The 20910-nt window shown below is 71.5% G+C and carries 19 protein-coding genes and 1 pseudogene; 8 read left to right on the top strand and 12 right to left on the bottom strand.

Translation table 11 applies throughout. The annotated features are described in order from the left end of the window. Positions 1-29: 29 nt before the first annotated feature. The 7 genes from BLW78_RS15260 to BLW78_RS15230 form a co-directional block, all read right to left on the bottom strand. The gene (locus tag BLW78_RS15260) at positions 30-740 is read right to left on the bottom strand and encodes an ABC transporter ATP-binding protein (protein ID WP_091680573.1); all 711 of its coding nucleotides are present in this window, start codon (positions 738-740) and stop codon (positions 30-32) included. Continuing rightward, positions 733-1479, bottom strand: a complete 747-nt coding sequence (locus BLW78_RS15255) for an ABC transporter ATP-binding protein (RefSeq protein ID WP_091680572.1) — start codon at positions 1477-1479, stop codon at positions 733-735. Before BLW78_RS15255 ends, BLW78_RS15260 begins: the two co-directional genes overlap by 8 nt. Next, positions 1476-2534 (bottom strand): branched-chain amino acid ABC transporter permease, encoded by a 1059-nt coding sequence (locus BLW78_RS15250; RefSeq protein WP_091680645.1) that lies wholly within the window; start codon positions 2532-2534, stop codon positions 1476-1478. The genes BLW78_RS15255 and BLW78_RS15250 overlap by 4 nt, the downstream gene beginning before the upstream one ends. Before the next feature lie 10 nt (positions 2535-2544). After that, positions 2545-3417, bottom strand: coding sequence for an ABC transporter permease subunit (locus tag BLW78_RS15245; RefSeq protein ID WP_091680570.1), 873 nt, complete (start codon positions 3415-3417; stop codon positions 2545-2547). Positions 3418-3520: 103 nt separating this feature from the next. Beyond that, positions 3521-4768, bottom strand: a complete 1248-nt coding sequence (locus BLW78_RS15240; protein WP_091680568.1) for an urea ABC transporter substrate-binding protein — start codon at positions 4766-4768, stop codon at positions 3521-3523. A gap of 35 nt (positions 4769-4803) precedes the next feature. Next, positions 4804-5445, bottom strand: coding sequence for an ANTAR domain-containing response regulator (locus BLW78_RS15235; protein ID WP_091680567.1), 642 nt, complete (start codon positions 5443-5445; stop codon positions 4804-4806). Next, positions 5442-6596 carry a transporter substrate-binding domain-containing protein gene (locus tag BLW78_RS15230; RefSeq protein WP_091680565.1) on the bottom strand — a complete coding sequence of 385 codons (1155 nt, stop codon included), beginning with the start codon at positions 6594-6596 and terminating at the stop codon, positions 5442-5444. Before BLW78_RS15230 ends, BLW78_RS15235 begins: the two co-directional genes overlap by 4 nt. A gap of 398 nt (positions 6597-6994) precedes the next feature. Between BLW78_RS15230 and BLW78_RS15225 the strand changes: the two genes are divergently transcribed. The 6 genes and pseudogenes from BLW78_RS15225 (at position 6995) to BLW78_RS15205 (ending at position 12941) form a co-directional block, all read left to right on the top strand. Beyond that, entirely contained in the window at positions 6995-7612 is a 618-nt protein-coding gene (locus tag BLW78_RS15225; protein ID WP_091680564.1) for a glutathione S-transferase family protein, read from the top strand. Positions 7613-7669: 57 nt separating this feature from the next. After that, positions 7670-9733, top strand: coding sequence for a 2Fe-2S iron-sulfur cluster-binding protein (locus BLW78_RS15220; protein ID WP_091680644.1), 2064 nt, complete (start codon positions 7670-7672; stop codon positions 9731-9733). 174 nt (positions 9734-9907) lie between these two features. Next, positions 9908-10042 (top strand): annotated as a pseudogene (locus tag BLW78_RS31755) (DUF1348 domain-containing protein); the annotation flags it as partial. An 81-nt stretch (positions 10043-10123) separates the two neighbouring features. Next, positions 10124-11014: a LysR family transcriptional regulator gene (locus BLW78_RS15215; protein WP_020093092.1), complete on the top strand. Its 891-nt coding sequence runs from the start codon at positions 10124-10126 to the stop codon at positions 11012-11014. 215 nt (positions 11015-11229) lie between these two features. Continuing rightward, entirely contained in the window at positions 11230-12378 is a 1149-nt protein-coding gene (locus tag BLW78_RS15210; protein WP_020093091.1) for an acyl-CoA dehydrogenase family protein, read from the top strand. Next, the gene (locus BLW78_RS15205; protein WP_020093090.1) at positions 12375-12941 is read left to right on the top strand and encodes a cytochrome b; all 567 of its coding nucleotides are present in this window, start codon (positions 12375-12377) and stop codon (positions 12939-12941) included. The genes BLW78_RS15210 and BLW78_RS15205 overlap by 4 nt, the downstream gene beginning before the upstream one ends. A gap of 28 nt (positions 12942-12969) precedes the next feature. Here BLW78_RS15205 and BLW78_RS15200 read toward each other — a convergent pair whose 3' ends face one another. The 3 genes from BLW78_RS15200 to BLW78_RS15190 all read right to left on the bottom strand — a co-directional run bounded on the left by BLW78_RS15200 (position 12970) and on the right by BLW78_RS15190 (position 16613). Continuing rightward, on the bottom strand, positions 12970-14457 hold the full coding sequence (locus BLW78_RS15200) for an HWE histidine kinase domain-containing protein (protein ID WP_020093089.1): 1488 nt from the start codon (positions 14455-14457) through the stop codon (positions 12970-12972). A gap of 160 nt (positions 14458-14617) precedes the next feature. After that, positions 14618-15958 carry an LLM class flavin-dependent oxidoreductase gene (locus tag BLW78_RS15195; protein ID WP_026604917.1) on the bottom strand — a complete coding sequence of 447 codons (1341 nt, stop codon included), beginning with the start codon at positions 15956-15958 and terminating at the stop codon, positions 14618-14620. Between the two features lie 139 nt (positions 15959-16097). Continuing rightward, positions 16098-16613 carry a DUF4188 domain-containing protein gene (locus BLW78_RS15190; protein ID WP_056533255.1) on the bottom strand — a complete coding sequence of 172 codons (516 nt, stop codon included), beginning with the start codon at positions 16611-16613 and terminating at the stop codon, positions 16098-16100. A gap of 92 nt (positions 16614-16705) precedes the next feature. Here BLW78_RS15190 and BLW78_RS15185 point away from each other — a divergent pair, with 92 nt between their 5' ends. Further along, entirely contained in the window at positions 16706-17059 is a 354-nt protein-coding gene (locus BLW78_RS15185; protein WP_091680562.1) for a hypothetical protein, read from the top strand. 274 nt (positions 17060-17333) lie between these two features. Continuing rightward, positions 17334-17756 (top strand): VOC family protein, encoded by a 423-nt coding sequence (locus tag BLW78_RS15180; protein ID WP_091680561.1) that lies wholly within the window; start codon positions 17334-17336, stop codon positions 17754-17756. 422 nt (positions 17757-18178) lie between these two features. Here the strand turns inward: BLW78_RS15180 and BLW78_RS15175 are convergent, their stop codons facing one another. Then, the gene (locus tag BLW78_RS15175; RefSeq protein ID WP_056533247.1) at positions 18179-18856 is read right to left on the bottom strand and encodes a hypothetical protein; all 678 of its coding nucleotides are present in this window, start codon (positions 18854-18856) and stop codon (positions 18179-18181) included. A gap of 255 nt (positions 18857-19111) precedes the next feature. Beyond that, the gene (locus BLW78_RS15170) at positions 19112-20416 is read right to left on the bottom strand and encodes an NAD(P)/FAD-dependent oxidoreductase (protein ID WP_091680559.1); all 1305 of its coding nucleotides are present in this window, start codon (positions 20414-20416) and stop codon (positions 19112-19114) included. Positions 20417-20910 lie beyond the last annotated feature (494 nt).

Here is a 20910-nt window from a genome sequence, read left to right as displayed (position 1 = left end):
CGTCTATCCCTTGATTGTCTGCCGTGTCGTCAGACGGCGAGGTGGCGCCGCACGAGATCGCGGTCGTCGAGGTCCCGGGCCGTCAGCTCCGCGACGATCCGGCCCTTGTCCATGACGTAGCTGCGCTGGGCCATGGCGCGGATCAGGTCGAGGTTCTGCTCCACGAACATGATCGTCACCCCGGTGCGGCGGTTGAGATCGACCAGGGTGCGGCCGATCTGCTGCACCACCGAGGGCTGGATGCCCTCGGAGGGCTCGTCGAGGAGGATCAGCGCAGGCCCGCCGACGAGGACGCGGCCGATGGCGAGCTGCTGCTGCTGGCCGCCCGAGAGCGTCCCCGCCCGCTGCCCGCGCCGCTCCCGCAGGATCGGGAAAGGCCCGAAGGCGCGCTCGTAATCCGGCCGCTCCCCCTTCGGCAGCAGCGACGCGCCGACCGTCAGGTTGTCGACGACGCTCATGCGCGGGAAGACATCGCGGCCCTGCGGCACGTAGCCGATGCCGAGGCGGGCGCGCCGGTGGGCGGCGAGCCCCTCGACGGCCGCGCCGCGGAACGCAATCCCGCCCGCGGAGGCGGGCAGGAGCCCGACGAGGCTGCGCATCAGCGTCGACTTGCCGACGCCGTTGCGGCCGATCACCGCCACGATCTCGCCGGGCCGGACCGCGAGGTCGACGCCCTGCAGCACGGGCTTGCCGCCGTAGCCGGCGCGGAGGCCGGTCGTCGCGAGGAGCGGGTCAGGCATCGGCGACGCTCCGAAGCGGCGGCGCGTCCGCCTCCCCGAGGTAGATCGCGGCGACCCGCTCGTCCGCGATGATCGCGTCGGTGGTGCCCTGAGCGAAGATGCGCCCGACATGGAGCACGGTCACCCGCTGGGCGATCTGCCGGACGAAGGCCATGTCGTGCTCGATGGCCAGCACGGCGACGCCGTCGCGGTTGAGCGCCTGCACCATCGCGCCGGTGGCGAAGGTCTCGTCCGGCGACATCCCGGCGGTGGGCTCGTCGAGGAGGAGCAGGCGCGGCTTGAGGCTGATCGCCATGCCGATCTCCAGCCACTGCTTCTGCCCGTGGCTGAGGTTACCGGCGCGGTCGGAGGCCGCCGCGGTGAGATTGAGGAAGGCGAGCAGTCGGCGGATCTCGGCGCCGAGCGAGGCGCCCTCCAGATGGTGCTGCAGGGCGATCTCCAGGTTGTGCGCCACCGACAGGCTCGGGAAGATGCCCGGCACCTGGAACTTGACGCTCATGCCCCGCCGGATCCGCGCGAAGGGCTTGAGCGCGGTGATGTCCTCGCCGGCGTAAAGGATCTGCCCCCGCTCCGGCACGTACTCGCCGAGCAGCAGGCGGAAGAAGGTGCTCTTGCCGGCGCCGTTCGGCCCGATCAGGCAGTGGATCTCCCCCGCCGCGAGTGCGAAGTTCACGTCGTTGGTGACGTGCAGCCCACCGAAATGCTTGCTGAGATCGCGGGTCTCGAGGAGCGGGCTCATCGGCCCGCCTCCCGGCCGCGCAGGCGCCCGAGCCCGCGCATGGCCGCCACCACGAGGCCGTCGGGCGCGGCCAGCACCACCACGACGAGGAGCAGGCCCATCACCACCAGGGCGTACTGGCTGCCGTAGATCGTCAGCGCCTGGAAGCCGCCGAGGACCACGAGCGTGCCGATGAGCGTGGCCGTCAGGTCGCCGCGGCCGCCGACCGCGACCCAGATCACCGGCAGCGCGGCGGCGGTGAGGCCCATGCTGGAGGGCGTGATGTACTGGCCCCAGGCGGTGTAGAGGGTGCCGCTCAGCCCCGCGAGGGCCGAGCCGATCACGAAGGCGGCGAGCTGGTAGCGCCGCACGTCGTAGCCGAGCATCTCGGCCCGTTCCGGGTTCTCGCGGATCGCCACCAGCACGTTGCCGAACCGGGCGTTCACCAGGATGCGCAGCGCGAGGTAGACGACGATCAGGAGGCCCAGGAGGCCGTAGTAGAGGGCGACGTCGGGAAACAGCACGACGTCGCCGTCGAGCCACGGCACTGTCAGGGGCGGCATGCCGCTCATGCCGTTGTAGCCGTTGAGGCGCGCCGCCCCGATCTTCCATTCCGGACCGGCGGTCTGCGCCATGAAGCGCTCCAGGGCGAGCGTCACCGACAGGGTGATGATGCCGAGGAACACCCCGCCGATCCGGCCGAAGAACAGGAAGTAGCCGAGGAGCGCCGCCATCACGGCCGAGAGCGCGACCGCCAGCACCAGGGCCGCCAGGGTGAAGCCGTAGGCCGCGCCGACATTGAGCGTGAGCACGCCGTAGGCGTAGCCGGAGAGGCCGAAGAAGGCGGTCTGGCCGAAGCTGAGCGCGCCGCCGTAGCCCCAGATCAGGCACAGGCCGAGCGCCATGAATACCCAGCAGAAGAAGTAGGCGGTGTTGCCGACCGTGTAGCCGTCCGCGAACCACGGGTAGGCCACGGCAGCCGCCACCGCGAGGGCGAAGGCGGTCCAGAAGGCCGGGCCGCGCCCCAGGGTCTGCGGGCCCTCGAGGCGCCGGAGCAGGGTCATCGCCGGAATCATCGCCATGGCTTCAGGCCCGCTCGCGCAGGATCAGGCCCGAGATGCCCCGCGGCAGCACCCGGATCACCAGGATCACCGCGACGAGGAGTCCGATCTGGCCGAAGAGCTGGCCCTGCCACGTCGTGAGCAGCGCCCGCACCGTGCCCAGCACGAGCGCCGCCGGCGCCGTGCCGAGGAAGATGTCGGCGCCACCGACCACCACGGTGACGAAGGCCTCCATGATGAAGGTCGTCCCCATAGTCGGCACGATGGTCATGGTCGGCGCGTAGAGCCCGCCCGCGAGGCCCGCCAGCGCCGCGCCGAGGCCGAAGGTCAGGGCGTAGACCTTGCGGGTGTCGACGCCGAGGGCCTCGGCCATGTGCGGCACCTGGATGGTGGCGCGGGCGAGCGTCCCGAAGCGGGTGGCGTTGAAGGCGAGATAGAGGCCGGCCAGCACAGCGACGGCGGCGACCATCAGCACCACGCGGTAGGTCGAATAGGAGTAGCCGCCGACCGTGAAGCTGCCGAGCGGCGTGCCGATCCCCGGCATGCTGGAGCCCAGCAGGATCAGCGTGCCCTGCGTCGCCGCGAGGCTGATGCCCCAGGTCGCCACGATCGTGTCGAGGGGCCGCCCGTAGAGGTGGCGGATGACGAGGCGCTCCATCACCATGCCGACGGCCCCGGCGACGAGCGCGCCGGCCAGGATGGCCAGAGGCAGCGGCAGCCCGGCCCGCGAGGTCGCCGCCGTGACGTAGGCGCCGCACATGATCAGCTCGCCGTGCGCGAGGTTGATTACGCCCATCATGCCGAACACCACCGCGAGGCCGCAGGCGGAGAGGACCAGGAACGAGAACGCGTCGCCGATCTGGTAGAGGAACGTGAAGGCGTGAGTCAGCAGATCCATCCGGAGGCCCGATCGTGATGGCTGTGGGCCGGGGCCTCGGCCCCGGCGATGTCGCGTCGTCTCCGGCCCGGGACCGCGGCGCGCGGGAACCCGTCCCGGCGGCTCAGGGCTTCGGCGGGTTGCTCGGCGTGTACTGCGCCATCGGATCCTTCTTCGTCAGGTCGCAGCCGGCCTTCCCGAGCCAGTACGGCTGGATGTTGTCCCAGGTCTTCGGGAAGGAGATCGCGTGCTTCTCGTCGACCTTGGCGAGGTAGATCGTGTGGGAGGCGTGCTGGCTCTTCGGGTCGATGCAGACCTTGCCCTCCGGCGCGTCCACGCAGACATCGCCCGCCGCGATGACCTTGCGCAGGTCGGCGCGCTTGGTCGAGCCGTTCGCCCGCTCGACCATCTGCTTGTAGAGGTAGACCGCGAGGTAGGAGTTCTCGGCCTCCTGGTTGACGTACGGCTCGTTCGGAAACTTCGCCTTCCACTTGGCCAGGAACGCCTTGCTCGACGGGCTGTCGACCTCCTCGATGTAGTTCGTGGTCACGTACATGTTGGCGAGGCTCGGGGGCTGGAAGCGCTTGTGCTCGTAGCCCTGGCCGATGTTGACCGAGGAGCCCATCGGCACCTTCAGGTTCGCGGCCGCCGCCTGCTCGTAGTAGGAGGCCTGCGCCGTCCCGACGAGCAGCGTCATCAGGATGTCGGGCTTGGCCTTCTGGATGTTCTGGATCGTCTGCGAGAATTGCGACACGCCGAGGGGGATAAATTCTTCCCCGACCATCTCGCCGCCGTTCTCCTTGACGATGTTGCGCACCCACTCGGCCGAGATCTGACCGAAATTGTAGTCGGCCGCGATCGTGTAGACCCGCTTGCCGAACTTCTCTATCATCCACGGGATCAGCGTCGAGAACTGCTGCTCCGGCACCGCGCCCGTGACGACCATGTGGCCGTCGCAGACGCCGCCCTCGTACTGGTTGTTGTAGAAGGCGAAGCCGTCGAGCTGGTCGACGATCGGCCGGTAGGCCTCGCGGGACGCGCTGGAGAAGCCCGCGAAGACGGCGTTGACCTTGTCGCGCTGGAGCACCCGGCGCATGAATTCCTGGTAGCGCGTGTTGTCGGACTGCGTGTCGTAGATCACGAGCTCCAGCTTGCGTCCGGCGATGCCGCCCGCGGCGTTGATCTCGTCCGCGGCGAGCTGGATGCCGTGGACCTTGCCGATGGTGGCGACCGCGAAGTCGCCGGACTGGTCCTCGAGGACGCCGAGCTTGATCGGGTCGGCGGCGCGGGCCGCCGGGGCGGCCAGGGATGCGCCCGCGAGCAGGGCGGCCGCGAGGGCGGACAGGCGGGATCCGCGGGGCGTTCTCGTCATCGGGTCGTCCTCGTCTACGGGGTGGAGTGCGTGCTTCAGGATCGGGCCAGCCGCGGCGAGAGGGCCGGCGCGGCGACGGACGGACGGGTGCGGACCAGCGCCTCGCAGTAGGCTTCCAGGGGCTGCCGGGCGCGCATGGCGTCGCGCCGCAGCGTCTCGTAGGCCGCGTCGTCGTCGAGGCCGTGCTCCTGCATCAGCCGGAGGATCGCCTTGACGACGTGGCGCCGACCGCGCCTCCGCTCCTCGTGGCGGGCCAGGCGCTCCTCGAGGAGACGGCGCCGGTTGTGCTTGTTCACCGCCAGGAACAGGGCGGCGTAGACCGAGGCGCCGTGGATCGGCTTGCGCAGCAGGCCGGTCGCGCCGAGCTGGAGCAGCCCCTTGAGACGGCTCGGCGCCTCGACGCCCACGAGCCCGACCACCGGGACCGGCGGCAGGTCGGGCACGGCGCTCGCCGCGAGGCCCGGCAGCGGCAGGTCGCCGTCCACGATGACGATGTGGTGCTCGGGGTCGAGGATCTCGAAATCGAGCCACGGCGCCTCGCCGGCCGGGACGACCGAGGCCACGGTGAGCCCGAGCTTCATCAGGGTGCTCGCCAGGACGTCCGTGGCGGTGCTCGGCGGCGCGATCAGCAGGGCCTGCGCACCGCTGAAATTCTGGATCAGCCGGGGCGTCGTCATGGCACCACCTTCAGGTGCGGGCGCCGGCTCACCGGCACGACGCGCGGATCGCTGCGCACCAGGTAGGGGTCCGGCGCGACCGGCGCCTCGGCCTGCGCCACGATGGTGAAGCGGGCCGCCGCCGTCGAGAGGCCGATCCGAGGGGTCAGGCAGGCGTGGAGGGTCGTCTCGTCGAGGCGCACCGGTCCCTGGGGCGCCTCGAACTCGTCGGCGCAGGCCGCCCGGCGCACCGTCGCGGCATCCTCGGTCCCGGCCCGCGCCAGCGCCCGCGCCAGGAGATGCACCGCGATGTACGAGGATTCCGCATCCGCCGAGGGGGTCGGGCCTTCGGGAAAACGCGCCGCGTAAGCCGCCATGAAGGCGCGGTTGCGGGGCGTGTCGATCGACGTGAAGTAGACGCTGGAGGACAGGTGGCCGTCGACCGCCTCCGGCCCGATCGCCTCCAGTTCCGGCTCGGCGAGGCTGCAGCTCGCCACCGGCATGGTCCGCGCCTGGTCGATGCCGCGCGCCGCGCAGGCACTCCGGAAGTCGCGGAAGAAGCGGTACGCCGAGATGCCGATCAGCGTGTTGAAGACGAAGTTTGGCTTCGCGTCCAGGATCGCCGCGATCACCTGATCGAAGACGGTCTCGCCCACCGCGAAATAGCGCTCACCCGCGACCCTGCCGCCGGCGATCGCCAGCGTCTCCCGCAGGATCCGGTTGTTCTCCCAGGCCCAGATGTAGTTGGAGCCGACGCAGAAGGCGGTGCGGCCGCCCCGGGCGAGGAGGTGCCGCACCAGCGGGACGATGTGCTGATTCGGCGCCGCCCCGGTGTAGACAACGTTCGCCGAGGTCTCGAAGCCCTCGTAATGCGACGGGTACCAGAGCAGGGCGTCCCGCTTCTCGAAGATCGGGATAATCTCCTTGCGGCTCGACGAGGTGTAGCAGCCGACGACGTGGCGGATCCCCGCGTCGAGGAGCCGCTCGGCGCCGGCGACGTAGCCCGCGAGGGCGCCCTGCGGATCGCGGATCACCGGCTCCAGGGCGCAGTCGGCCCGCGCGTTCACCTCGTCGACCGCCAGGAGCGCGCCGTTCAGCATCGCCCGCCCGACGAGACCGTAGGGTCCGTCCGCGGAGAACAGGATGCCGATGCGGTGATGGCTGAGGCCCATGCAATCCTTCAGAACGCAAAAAGCCCGCCAGTGCGGAAGCACTGCGGGCGGCATCGCCGTGAAAGATGGTGACGTATTGGCGCGAAACTGGGCAGCTTTGCCCCGCGCCTGAAAACTAGGCTCCTCGGTAATGGCCTCGGTGTCAAGTCCCGCGCAGTCTTTTCGGAACCGGCGTCTTGATGATTGCTTCCCGGGTCGCTGATCGGCGTCTGCGCCAAGCCCGTCCGCGGCGCCTGTACCCGCGGGGCGAGGCGGATGACGGCCGCGCCAAGCCGCGCGATTATTCCGATTTCCGGAATGATGAACTGCGGAGAACGCCTATTCTGCTCGCCCGAACGCGGCGGCATTCTCCTCACACGGCCCGGGGCGATCCCGGCCCCCGACGGAGATCCACGGTCATGAAGCTCTACCACCATCCCCTCTCCGGCCACGCGCATCGGGCCCGCCTGTTCCTCTCCCTGGTCGAGGCCCCGCACGAGTTGATCGAGGTCGACCTGAAGGCGGGCGGACACAAGACGCCGGCCTTCTTGGCCATGAACCCGTTCGGTCAGGTGCCGGTGCTCGACGACGACGGCGTGATCGTCTCCGATTCCAACGCCATCCTCGTCTACGTGGCGAAGCGGCTCGGCCGATCCGACTGGCTGCCCGAGGATCCGCGCGCCGCGGCGGCGGTCCAGCGCTGGCTCTCGGTCGCGGCGGGCGAACTCGCCTACGGGCCGGCGGCAGCGCGGCTGATCACGGTGTTCGGCGCCACGTTCCATCCGGAGGAGGTGATCGCCCGGGCGCACACGCTCCTGGGGCGGCTCGAGGCGCATCTCGATGGCCGGGACTGGCTCGCGGCCGAGCGGCCGACCGTCGCGGACGTGGCGGTCTACAGCTACCTCGCCCGCGCCCCGGAGGGGAACGTGGACCTGTCGGGCTACCCGCGGGTCGAGGCCTTCCTGCGCCGGATCGAGGGCCTGCCGGGCTTCGTCCCCTTCGCCCAGACCCCCGCGGGCCTCACGACCGCGGCGTGACCGGAAGGCCCCGGGCGCACCCGCGCCCGGGGGCGGATACGAGTGGAGGGCGCGGAGATGGCTGACGGTCAGACCTTTGCGACGCTGCCGACATGGCATGCCGGCGAGACGTCCATCCAGGAAACGGTCGGCGCCGCCGACCGAATGGCGGTGATCGGCCAGCGGGTGGTGCGGGACTTCATGCCCGATCAGCACCGCGCCTTCTTCGCGGAGATCCCCTTCATCGTGCTGGGCAGCGTCGACCGGCAGGGCGACGCCTGGGCCACGCTCCTAGCTGGCCGTCCCGGCTTCATCTCCTCGCCGACCGCCACGACCCTCGACATCGCCGCGCGGCCGGACCAGGCCGACCCCGCGTCCGATGGCACGGGCGACGGCGACGCAATCGGCCTCCTCGGGATCGCGCTGGACAGCCGCCGCCGCAACCGCGTCAACGGCCTCGTCCGCTCCACGGCCGGCGGAGTCCTGCACTTCGCCGTCGACCAGAGCTTCGGGAACTGCCCGCAATACATCCAGCTGCGCGACATGAGCTTCGTCCGCGAGCCGGGCGCCCCCGCTCCGGCCCCCGCCGAGGAGAGCGCGGAGCTCGACCCGGAAGCCCGCGGCCTGATCGCGGCGGCGGACACGTTCTTCGTGGCCTCCTACGCCGACCGGGAGGGCCGGCGCCAGGTCGACGTCTCGCATCGCGGCGGCAAGGCGGGGTTCGTCCGCATCGCCGCGGACGGCACGCTGACCATCCCCGACTTCGCCGGCAACCTGTTCTTCGCCACGCTCGGGAACATCTTCCTGAACGGCAGGGCCGGCCTGGTCTTCACCGATTTCGAGACGGGCGATCTCCTGCAGCTGACCGGCGACGCCGCGGTGATCCTGGACTCGCCCGAGATCGCGGCCTTCCAGGGCGCCGAGCGGCTCTGGAGCTTCCGGCCGCGCCGGGTGATCCGCCGACGCGGTGCCCTGCCGCTGCGCTGGTCGTTCCGGCCGGACGGCTGGTCGCCGAACGCGCTGATGACCGGCGACTGGGCGGAGGCCACCGACCGCGTCCGGGCGGCCGAGCGCGCGACGCAGTGGCGGCCGTTCCGGGTAGCCGAGATCGTCGACGAGAGCCGCACGATCCGGTCCTTCCACCTGACCCCGGACGACGGGGCCGGGCGGCTCCCGCACCGCGCGGGCCAGCACCTGCCGATCCGCGTGACACTGCCAGGGGCCGACGCGCCGGTCATCCGGACCTACACGCTGTCGGTGGCGCCCTCGGACCCGACCTACCGGATCAGCGTGAAGCGAGACGGTACCGTCTCGCAGCACCTCCACGACCGAGTTCGGGTCGGCGACATCGTCGAGGCGCGCGCGCCCGGCGGCGGCTTCACCCTCGACGCGAGCGCGGCGCGCCCGGCCGTGCTGCTCGCCGGCGGCGTCGGGATCACGCCGCTTCTCGCGATGCTCCGGCACGTGGTCTACGAGGGCCTGCGCACCCGCAAGATCCGGCCGACCACGCTCGTCTACGCTGCCCGCACCCGCGCCGAGCGCGCCTTCGACCGGGAGTTGTCCGAACTCGCCGCGGCGGCGCAGGGAGCCGTGCGGATCGTGCGCGTCCTGAGCGATGTCTCCGATGCCGCGGCTGGCGTCGATTACGAGGCCGCGGGCCGGATCGACATGGCCCTGCTCACGCGGTTCCTGGCCTTCGCGGATTACGATTTCTACCTGTGCGGCCCGTCGGCCTTCACCCAGGCGCTCTATGACGGCCTGCGCGGCTACAACGTGGCGGACGACCGGATCCACGCGGAGGCGTTCGGTCCATCGGGGCTCATCCGCGACACCGGAACGGCGGCGGCCGTGCCTCCGCGGCCACCGGCCTCCACGGAGACGGTGCCGGTCGCCTTCCTCGACACCGGCAAGGAAGCGCGCTGGACGCCGGATTCGGGCAGCCTCCTCGACCTCGCCGAGGCGCGGGGTCTCGCACCGGAGTTCAGCTGCCGCGAGGGCAGCTGCGGGACCTGCCGCACCAAGCTACTGGCCGGCGCGGTGACCTATCTGAGGGAACCGAGCGCACCGGTGGCTGAGGACGAGGTGCTGATCTGCTCCGCGGTGCCCGCGGAGGGCACGGACCGGGTGCAGCTGGCGCTCTGACGCGCGCGACGGCACGGCGCGCGCCGTGTTCCGCCTCGCGGGACCGGCGCCGGCGGATCATCCTGCGCCGCTACCGGAGCCGGGCTGAACCTTCCCCGAGGACAAGGAGCCCATCCTGTCCGTCCGCCGCTGCCGCCCTTCGACGCGCAGAGCACGATCACGAAGGTCCGCCTCGCCGAGGACGGGCTGATGCGCTATCGGCACAGCAGCATCAACGCGTTGCCGATCGCGGAATCGGACCGCGAGTTTCACTGGCCCCTCGGGCGCCGGCCGGACGACCATCCGGACCTGAGCCAATTCGGCTTCTGACCGATCGGCCGGGACGCCGACGCGGCAGGCCGGATCGGGCGTGAGCGTCGCGACACGGCCGCGAGAACCCGGAGCGAGGCTATGGATCGGTGGCAGGCCATGCGCATCTTCGCGAAGGTCGCCGAGACGGCGAGCTTCGCGCAGACCGCCCGCCTCCTGCACATGAGCCCGCCGGCCGTGACGCGCGCCGTGGCGGCGCTCGAGGAGACCATCGGCGCCCGCCTCCTGATCCGGACGACCCGCTCCGTGAAGCTCACGGAAGCGGGCAGCCGGTACTACGAGGATTGCCGGCGGATCCTGGCCGACATCGCCGAGGCGGAATCGGCGGCGGCCGGCTCCAACGCGACACCGTCGGGCACGCTCGCGGTGACGGCCTCGGTCCTGTTCGGACGGATGCACGTGCTCCCGATCGTCACCGATTACCTCGACACCTACCCGACCATGGTGGCGCGGACCCTCTTCGTCGACCGGCCGGTCAGCATGGTGGAGGAGGGAATCGACGTGGCGATCCGCATCGGCCACCTGACCGATTCCGGGTTCACGGCCGCTCGGGTCGGGTCGGTGCGCCACGTCATCTGCGGCGCCCCGGACTACTTCGCGCGGCACGGCGTGCCGGCGACCCCGGCAGATCTCAAGCGCCACCGGATCGCCGTCTCCACCGGGGCCTTCGCGTCGCCGGAGTGGCGGTTCGGCCGGAACGAGCGGGTGGTCGTCCGCCCCACTCTGGAGGGCAACACCAACGAGGTCTCGATCGGCGCCGCACGGTCGGGCTGGGGGCTGGCGCGTGTCCTGAACTACCAGATCGGCCCGGACCTGCGGGACGGCCGGCTGCAGATCGTGCTCGCCGATTACGAGGAAGCGCCGCTGCCCGTCCACGTCCTGTACCCGGAAGGCCGGCACGCGCCCGCGAAGGTGCGGACGTTCGTCGACCTGGCCGTGGCGCGGCTGCGCGCCAACCGGACGCTGAACTGAGAGCAGCCCGGATCGACGACGGTCGCATTGGTCGCAGCCGCGGCCGGGGAAAGGATGGCTCAGTCTTAGGTTAGTTTTTTAGGATCTTCCGCATCTTCTGCGGGCAATGGGGGCCCATACGTGACGAGACCCGAGCGCGCGACCGTGGGCAACCGCCCCTCAGCGGCCATTCGCCTGGATGTCGACGCGGTGGCGCTCTGAGAGGAGTCAGGCGCATGGATCAGTGGACCCGCCTGGATCCCGTCTACGATTCCGAGGCGGCCGCGCGCGCGATCGCCGCGTCGGCGCCCGCGCGCGCCGACGCCCAGGATCACGACGACGGCTTCCCACAGGACGATATCGCCGATCTCGCCCGCCTGGGGCTGCTCGCCGCGCCCGTACCGGTGGATCACGGCGGCGCGGGCCTCGGGACGGAGCCGGGCGCCGGTGCCCTGGCGGAGGTTCTGCGGCTGGTCGGCTACGGAAGCCTCGCTCTCGGCCGGCTCTACGAGGGTCACGTCAACGCCCTCCAGCTCGTCGCCCGTTACGGCTCACCCGCCCAGCGCGTCCGCCTGTTCGCCGACGCGCGCGCCGGCCACCTGTTCGGTGTCTGGAACACCGAGCCGGGGGAAGGCGGCCTCACGATCGAGGCCTCGGACGTCGACGGCCATCTCCGCGGCGTGAAGACCTACGCGTCGGGCGCCGGCTTCGTCACCCGCGCCCTCGTCACCGCCCGGCATCCGGGACAGGGCGGCACGGCGATGATGGTGGTGCCGCTCGACGCCGGCACGCGGTCCGATCTCTCGGCGTGGCGGGCGCAGGGCATGCGCGCCTCGGCGACCGGCACGATCGACTTCACCGGCCTCGCCTTCGCGGCCGACGATATCCTCGGCCAGCCCGACGATTACTTCCGGCAGCCGGCCTTCTCGGGCGGCGCGTGGCGCTTCGCGGCGGTGCAGCTCGGCGGCATCGAGGCCGTGTTCGATGCCTGGCGCGGCCATCTGCGCCGCCTCGGCCGGGGGAGCGATCCGCACCAGCTGGCGCGCCTCGGCGAGGGCGCTATCGCGGTCGAGGGCGCGCGTCTCTGGGTCGAGCGCGGGGCGCAGGTCGCGTCGGACGCGGCGATGCCGCCGGAGCGCGTCGTCGCCTACATCAACCTGGTCCGCCTCGCGGTCGAGCGCGCCGGCCTCGACATCCTCCAGCTGGCCCAGCGCTCGGTCGGCCTCCAGGGTTTCCTGCGCGGCCATCCGCTGGAGCGGCTGTCGCGCGATCTCGCCACCTACCTGCGCCAGCCCGGACCGGATCACGCGCTCACCAGCGCGGCCTCCGAGATCCTGCGCGGGGACGGCCTGGCCGGTGACCTCTGGACCGAGAACGCCGCGTGACGGAGCAGAGCGGCCACGCCACCGCATCGCGGACCGTCTGGCTGGACACGCCGGAGCGGTACGGTCGCGTCAGCCGCGGCTTCCACTGGGTGATGGCGGCCCTGTTCGCCTGGCAATTCACCGGGGCGCTGCTCTACGTCACGATCGGCGATGCGGCGCTCACCCGCCTCGTCGGCGGCAGCCACTTCACCCTCGGCTTCACCCTGTTCGTGCTCGTGCTCCTGCGCGGGGTGTGGGGCCTCGCGAACCTTCACCGGCGCCCCGCCCATCCGGGCGCGCCGGGGCGCGCGGTCGCGGCCGGTCACGGCCTGATCTATCTCCTGATGGTCCTGGTCCCGAGCCTCGCGCTGCTGCGCCAGTACGGATCGGGCAAGCCCTTCGCGCCCTACGGCATCCCGGTCATGCCGGCGCGCGAAACGAAGATCGAGTGGATGATGCTGCCCGCCGACCTGTTTCACTACTGGCTGGGCTTCACGCTCCTCGTCGTCGTGCTCGGCCACGCCGCGATGGCGTTCCTGCACCGCAGGCTCTGGAACGAGACCGTCCTGACCCGCATGACCTGACCGGCGGCGGGCCCGCGGGACGCGATCCTCAGCCCGTCGCCTCCGCCGCGGCGGGCGCGCGGTCGGGCAGCGGCGCGTCCAGCGTGAAGACCACGCCGCGGGGGCGGTACTCGATCTCGGCCGAGCCGCCCATCTCGGCGGCCAGCGCCCGCTCGATGAGGCGCGTGCCGAACCCGCCGCGGGCCGGTGCCGTCACCGCGGGTCCGCCGACCTCCTCCCAGCGGAACCAGAGACGGGCCGGCGTCGCCCCGTCGACCACGTCCCAGTTCAGGACCACTCGCCCCCGGTCGTTCGACAGGGCGCCGTACTTCACGGCGTTGGTCGCCAGTTCGTGCAGCGCCATCGTGAAGGCGAGCGTCAGGCGCGGCGTCAGCCACACCTCCGGTCCGTTGATCAGGAAGCGCTGTCCCGCCCCGCCCCGGAACGCCTGGAGGGTGCCCTCCACGATGACGTCGAGCGTGGCCCCGATCCAGCTCTGGCGGGTCAGGACGTCGTGGGCCGCCGAGAGCGAGTGCAGCCGCGCGTCGAGGGTCCTGTGCGCCTCCTCCAGGGAGGCGGCGTTGCGCAGGGTCTGGTGCGCGATCGACTGCATAGTCGCCATCGAGTTCTTCACCCGGTGATTCAACTCGTCGGCCAGGAGGGCGCGGTGCTCCTCCGCGCGCTTGCGCTCGGTCACGTCGATGGAGACGCCGGCCATGCTCAGCGGCTGCCCGACCGAGTCGTAGAAGGTCTGACCCCGGATCTGCAGCCAGCGAAGCTCGCCGCCGGGCGTGCGCGCCCGGTACTCGATGTCGTAGTCGCTGTGCTCGCGGATCGAGGTCTGCACCGCGGCCTGCATGCGCGGCCGGTCCTCGGGCTCGATCGCGGCGATCAGGTCCTCGTAGCTGAACGCCTCGCCCGGCACCCGCCCGAAATTCTCCTTGCAGGTCTCGGAGGCCACGAGCCGCATGTCGGCGAGATCGAGGGTCCACGAGCCGAAACGTCCGGCCTTCAGGATGAATCGCAGCCGCTCCTCGCTGCGGGTGAGGTCGCTGGTGCGGCGCTCGATCTCCTGCTCGAGCGCCTCCCGGTCGCGCTGCATCCGCGCGAGCTTCTCCCGCTCCAGCGTCACGTCGAACTGCGACGCGAAGAAGTAGGTGAGCTCCCCGGCGCGATCGAAGACCGGCGAGATCAGCAGCCGGTTCCAGAAGAGCTCGCCGTTCTTCTTGTGGTTCAGGAGCTCGATCTCGATCGGCACGCGGCGGGCGATCGCCGCCCTGATCTTCGCGATGTCGGCCTTGCTGGTCTCAGGCCCCTGAAGGAACCGGCAGTTCCGGCCGATGATCTCGTCGTGGCCGTACCCGGTCAGCTTGGAGAAGGCGGCGTTGACGAAGACGATGGGGTTGTCCGGCTGATGGGGATCGGTGATCAGCATCGGCATCCGCGTCGCCCGGACGGCGGAGACGAAGGGGTCGGTGCTCGCGTCGGTCCGGGCGAATTCCGCCTCGAAACGCGTGCGTTCCTGCTGATCCGTCAATGCCCGGTCGCCCCTGTCACGACTCGCCGATGGCGGCCTTCGGCCCTCGTGGCGTGGCTGTACCACAGCGGGGATAGCTTGTGCGCAATCATGATGCGGTCCGAGACGCCGCAGGGGGTCGCGACGCCTCGCCCGATCGGACCCGGGAAGAGGCCCGCCGCTACACCGCGGCCCGACCGGGGCCGAACCCGGCCGGCGGGCGCGAGCCGAGATGGTCCCGCAGCGTCCGGCCCTCGTACTCGGTGCGGAACAGGCCGCGCCGCCGCAGCTCCGGCAGGACCAGCGCGATGAAGTCGTCGAGGCCGCCGGGCAGCGTCGGCGGCATGATGTTGAAGCCGTCCGCCCCGCCGGCCCGGAACCGCGCCTCCATCTCGTCCACGATCTGGGCCGGCGTGCCGACGATCTGCGAGTGGCCGCGCGCGCCGGCGATGCGCAGGTAGAGTTGGCGCAGGGTCAGGCCCTCGCGGCGGGCGAGGTCGAACATGAGCTGCTGGCGGGACTTGATGCCTTCGGTCTCGGGCAACTCCGGCACCGGCCCCTCGGGATCGTAGCCCGACAGATCGTGGCCGCCGATCATGCGACCGAGCAGCGCCAGCCCGACCACCGGGTCGATCAGGTCCTGCAGCGCCTCGAACTTCGCCCGCGCCTCGGCCTCGCTGCGCCCGACGACGGGGAACAGGCCGGGCATGATCTTCAGATCATCCGGCGCACGACCGAAGCCGGGCATGCGCCCCTTGAGATCGCCGTAGAACTCGACCGCCTCCTCCAGCGTCTGGTTCGCGGTGAAGACGATCTCGGCGGTCCGCGCCGCGAGGTCCTTGCCGGGCCCGGAAGCGCCGGCCTGCACCAGCACGGGCTGGCCCTGCGGCGTCCGCGAGATGTTGAGCGGACCGCGGACCTCGAAATGCTTGCCCCGGTGATCCAGCGGGCGGAAGCCGTCCGGCTTCGAGAACTGGCCGCTCGCGCGGTCGATGATCACGGCGCCGTCGTCCCAGGTGTTCCAGAGGCCGAGGACCACGTCCGCAAATTCCTCGGCGCGCTCGTAGCGGTCGGCGTGACGGCCGATCCGGTCGCCGCCGAAATTCGCCGCCTCCGCGTCGGTCGCGGAGGTCACGAGGTTCCAGCCGGCGCGCCCGCCGCTGAGATGGTCGAGGGAGGCGAACCGGCGCGCGACGTTGAAGGGCTCGTTGAAGCTGGTGGAGGTGGTGGCGACGAGACCGATCCGGCGCGTCACCGCCGCGAGGGCCGACAGCAGCGTCAGCGGCTCGAAATGGGTCGAGCGCGCGGTGCGCTCGCTCGACCGCAGGTCGAGGTCGCGGATCCCGCTCCCGTCCTCCAGGAAGATGAGGTCGAACTTCGCGGCCTCGGCGCGCTGCGCCCAGCCGACGTAGCGCTCCAGGACGAGCCCGCCGTCGGCCTCGCTGGAGGGATGGCGCCAGCCCGCGACGTGGTGGCCGGTCGCGTAGAAGAACGCGCCGAGGCGCAGGGTACCCTGTCTCATCGAACCGACCGTCATCGTGCCTGATCCGCTCCGTGCCTTCCGCGCGGGCCGGTGTCCAGCCGAACCGTGCGCACGGGCGGACCCCGCGTCGCGCACGGCTCATCCGCCGCACCGGAACTCCGGCCGGGCGGCCGGAGCCTCAGCGCGGGACTGCGGCGTCCGGCGCGTTGTCGGCGGGGAGGTCGCGCAGGTCGGACGAGGCGTAACGCCCGTGCCGGGCCGCCAGCGAGCCCCTTGCCTCCTGCATCGGCATGAAGGCCGCGAATCCGACCGGCTCAGCCATGTCGTGGTAGATCGCCTCCATGCCGCCGCGCATGTGGTAGGTCTCGTGCCAGATGCCGACGCCGCGCGTATCGCGCAGGAAATCCCGCCACCAGATCCGGTGCGGCTCGGACTTGGACCACGCGACCATGCTGTCCATGTCCCGCCAATACCAGCGCATGCCGACATGGAGCGGGCGCAGGCTGAAGATGATGTTGTTCTCGTAGTGCAGGAGGCCCTCTGGCCGCGCCGCGCCGACCCTGTCGATCCGCGGCCCGAAGCCGAGCAGGGTCTTCACGCCGGCCAGGGTGCGGACCTTCATCCCGAGATAGATCACGACGAGGTCCGGGTAGCCCGAGAAGTCCGGGACCGCGTGTCGCCGGTTCGCCCCCATGATCGCGCCCTCCCTCGCCGGCCAGTCCTGGTGGGCCTTCAGCGTCGAGAATAGGCGACGATGCGGTCGGAGAGCAATATTCGTGGACCGCGTTGCTTACGACCCGCGACGTCCGGCAGTATCGGACGAACGCGATCGCCCTCCGTCACGGCCGCCGCGCGGCAGGCGCGATCCGGGCGGACGCTCCCTCGCGCGCCGCCGCGGAGATCCTCGAGGTTCGTGCCGACCGCCTCGAAGATCTCCGCTCCGTCGCCGGATCGTTCGGGGTCGCGCGCGGCTCAGCGCGTGCGCTTGCCGCAATCCGGGCCATTCTGCTGGGAGCGCGGCCAGGCGCGGGTGCGGATGTACTGTTCGACCACGAGAGCCCCTCCTCCAAGAACAACCACAGCGAGAATGGTTTCGCGGAAATTGCCAGGATCGATCATCGCCTCGGCTCCTTGAAATGAATCGCCCCTGCCGGAGCCTGAGAGCTCTTCAACTCTGCTCGCCCTCGTCAATCCCTGATCGCTTCCCGGGTTGCGCTGCCTAGCTGACAATTGCCCTTCGACGACGTGAACATTCTGTAAGACCGAGGATCGTGAGAGCGGCGCGTCGGCGCCGAGCGCGCGGCCGGAGAATGGGCCCGTTCACCGCGTGCGCTGGCCGACTGGCATCGTGTCGACGGCGCAAGGCCTTCGAGATTTCGCGCGACGCGCCCGTGTCGGATGCTAGGATCCGACGATGCAGCAGCAGATCTCGGTCATCACGCTCGGCGTCTCATCGCTCGGCCGGTCGCGCGCCTTCTACGGCGACGGCTTCGGCTGGGCTCCCGTGTTCGAGAACGACGAGATCGTCTTCTACCAGATGAACGGGTTCATGCTCGGAACCTGGCAGAACCCCAACCTCGACCAGGACATGCGGCGCGCGAGCGAACCGAGCCCGAGCGCGTTCTGCCTCGCCCACAACGTCCCGAACCGCGGCGACGTCGCGCCCACCATCGCGCGGCTCGTCGCGGCGGGCGGGACGCTCCTGCGCGCGGCCGACGAACCGCCCCACGGCGGATACCGCGGATATCTGAGCGATCCAGACGGACATGCCTGGGAGATCGCCTGGAACCCGGCCTGGCGGATCGATGAAAGCGGTCGGGTGACGTTCGGACTCTGAGCGGGCGCGGAGGCCGCCGAGAGATCGGCCGTGCCGGGAAGGCCGCGCCTCAGAGGTGGGTGAGCCGCAGGCGCCACCCGGACGAATCCGCGACGATGGCCGGGTCGAGGGCCGGATCGGGGGGCCGCGCCGCGGCCGGCGCGGCCGTCGGAGGCTCCGCCACGGCGATGTCGGCGGACGGGGCGCGGCCGGAAACGCAGCCGCAGAGGGGCAGCGCGAGGGCGAGTGCCGCGACGGCGACAGACCGGATCGGTACGGTCCACCCGCGGATCGGCGATCCGGCCTCGACCGCGCGGGAGACCGCGGCGCTCCGTCCTCGGCGCGGAGCGCGTCCGGAAACGGGTCCCGGCGAACGGCCTGAAGCGGCGCCGTGGAGGGGCCGGGTGCCCGACGCGGACATGGCCCGGCCCCGGCACTCGGCCTCAGGCGCCCGCCGGCCCGCGGCTCACGTGGCCGCCCAGAAGGAGCGCCTTGGCGGCCGCGTCGATCCGGCCGAGCCACTTCTCCGCGGTCTCCGCGCGCAGGTCGGCGACGCGGACCTGCTCCTCGGCGGCCCGGACCCAGGCTTCGGCCTCCGCGCGGATCGTCCGGACGCGCGCCTCGGCCTCCGCGCGGATGTCCTGCACCTGGGCGTCCGCCTCGGCCTGGACGCGCTGCAGCCGGATATCGGCGCGGGCCTCGACCTCGCGGACGCGCATCTCGGACAGTTGCAGGCGGTGCCGGGTCTCCGCCAGCGCGCGCTGCGCGGCGGCCAGGGCGGCCTCGTGCGACATGCTCTGCTCCTGCAGGCGCTGCTTCTGCGCTTCGGCGCGGCCGGCCATGCCGGTGATGATGTCGAGCGTGCTCATCCAGTCCGACACCGCCTCGGACTCGCAGGGGACCGGCGCGGGGCCCGCGTCGTTGACCGCGGGTTCCGGCAGGATCGGCGGGTGCGCGACGGGCTCGATGCGCGGCGCGGACAGCGCGGCCGGCCCCTCGACCGTGTCGAAGGACGGCTTGAGCTTCAGGATCTCGGCGGACGGTCCCTCGACGAAGCGGTCCAGGCTGTCGGCGACCTGCGAGAGGATGTGGGACCACGTGGCTGTGGGGGCCGCGACCATGATGGCTCTACCCTGGCGGGATTTTGGCAATAGCTAATACAATCTCCGGTATGGTTAATGGGTGGTTAATCGGCGGCGCGGCGGCGCGAATCCTGGACAGTTCGTGGCGGCCCAATCAGTCTCGGCAAGCCCGGACGGGAAGGCTCGACAATCTTCCGCCGGTTCGGTTCCAGTCTCCGAGGCGCTTCGAGCGGTTTCGGCAGGATATCGACCGCCGACGACCGGACTCCCGGACCGGCCGCGCTCGGGCCGGCATCATCGCGCGGCCTGCGTCGCGGGCGCGGCCTGGATGATCGGCGCGGCCGCGGCCAGGATGGACGCGGCGTCGCGGTCGAGGGGCGGATAGATGCGCGTGCCGTTGATGATCCGCTTCGTCGCCTTCGCGGCGGCGCCCGACGAGACCAGCGTGCCGCGATCCCAGCCGGCGGTGTAGACCGCCCCCCAGGCGCCCAGATCCAGCACGGTGACGTAGTCGGGCGCGGCGAAGCGCAGCCGCCGCTCCGGCCGGCCGGCGAGATCGCAGACGGCGTTGAAACCCGCGAACCGACCCATCGGCCGGGCGTGCTGGCACGACATCACCGTGCGATGACCGGCATCGTCCGCCGCAGCCGAGGCGATGTCGCCGGCCGCGTAGACGCCAGCGAGCCCCTGGACGGCCAGGAAGGCGTCGACGGGCAGGCGCCCGAGCGGGTCGAGGGGGAGGCCGAGCGTGCCGCCCAGCGGGCTCGCCCGCATGCCGGTGGCGCAGACACTCGTCCACGCCGGCAGGCGCGTCCCGTCCGCCAGCGTCACCCCGGCGCGATCGACGACACGGACCCGCGCACCGCCGATGCAGGTCACGCCGGCATCGCGCAAGGCCTCGCGGATCCCCGGCAGGGCCGCCGCGCCCATGGCGCTCCCGACCTCGCGCGCGTGGTCGATCAGGATGGTCCGCACCGGACCCGTGGCCCCGGCCCGGTCCCTGGCAGCGGCGAGCCGGGCGGGCAGCTCGCAGGCGAGTTCCAGTCCCACGAGGCCGCCGCCGATGACGACGGCGGTCCAGCGGCCGGCCTCATCCGGCCCGCCCGGGTCACCGAGACGATCGAGATGCGCCGCGAGGGCCTGGGCCCCCGCGAAGGTGTCGACATCGAAGGCGCCCGCGATTCCCGGGATCTCGGGGCGCCACAGCAGGCTTCCGGCGGCGAGGATGAGGCGGTCGTACGCCAGCGTCTCGACGACGCCCGACGACGCGGCAGACGACGCGGCAGACGACGCGGCGGACGACGCGGCGGACGACGCCGCGGACTCGACCGTGACCGTGCGCGCCGCGGGGTCGATGTCGATCGCGCGCGCCTCGCGGCGTTCCACGCCGATCGGCCCGAGAACGTCGTCGAGGGGCACGCGCAGGGCGCCGAGATCGGTCTCGTAGCAGCGGACCCGGATGACGTGGAACGGGTCCGGCGCGATCACCGTGACCGCGACGCGGTCGCCGAGGCCGAACTCGGTCCGGGCGCGCGCCGCGGCGGCGGCGGCCCACAGACCGGCGAAGCCGCCGCCGATCACGACGATTCTCGAGATCATGGCAGAGTTCCCCCCGTGCCGGAGACATCGAACTCTGCACGTCGCTCGGCGATGCGGCAACGGTTACAGTCCTGGCGCGGGCGCGGATCGCTTCCGACAGTCGAGCGCCGGCGGTTCAGCCGTCGTGGCAGCCGCCACCCTGGCGCGCCTTCGGGCGCCGGAAGGACCCGTCAGCCCGCAGCCGCGGTCTCACGTGAGTGCGGGCCGCGCGGCTCCAGCGTGGCCGCGGCGCGGCCCGGGAGGACAGACGCCGCGCCTCGCGCGCGCGGACGCGTAATTTTTTCTCGTCCTGGGTCGGCCGACCGAAAATTCTTGCTTCGACGCCGCGAAGTAGAGAAAGCCCTTTTGTTGACTCCGCGACCGGCCGACAGGATCTTGTATTCACAGTTACGCCGAGGGCCGCGCAGGTACGATGAAGACGCAGGGGCGGACCGGGCGTGATCCCGCAGCCGGGGGATGTGTCGGCGCGGATCGCGCGATCGGGGCGGTCCCGG

The sequence above is a fragment of the Methylobacterium sp. 275MFSha3.1 genome (genome assembly GCF_900108435.1).
In the GTDB taxonomy this organism is placed as follows: Bacteria; Pseudomonadota; Alphaproteobacteria; order Rhizobiales; family Beijerinckiaceae; genus Methylobacterium.
This window is presented reverse-complemented; position numbering and strand designations above follow the sequence as displayed.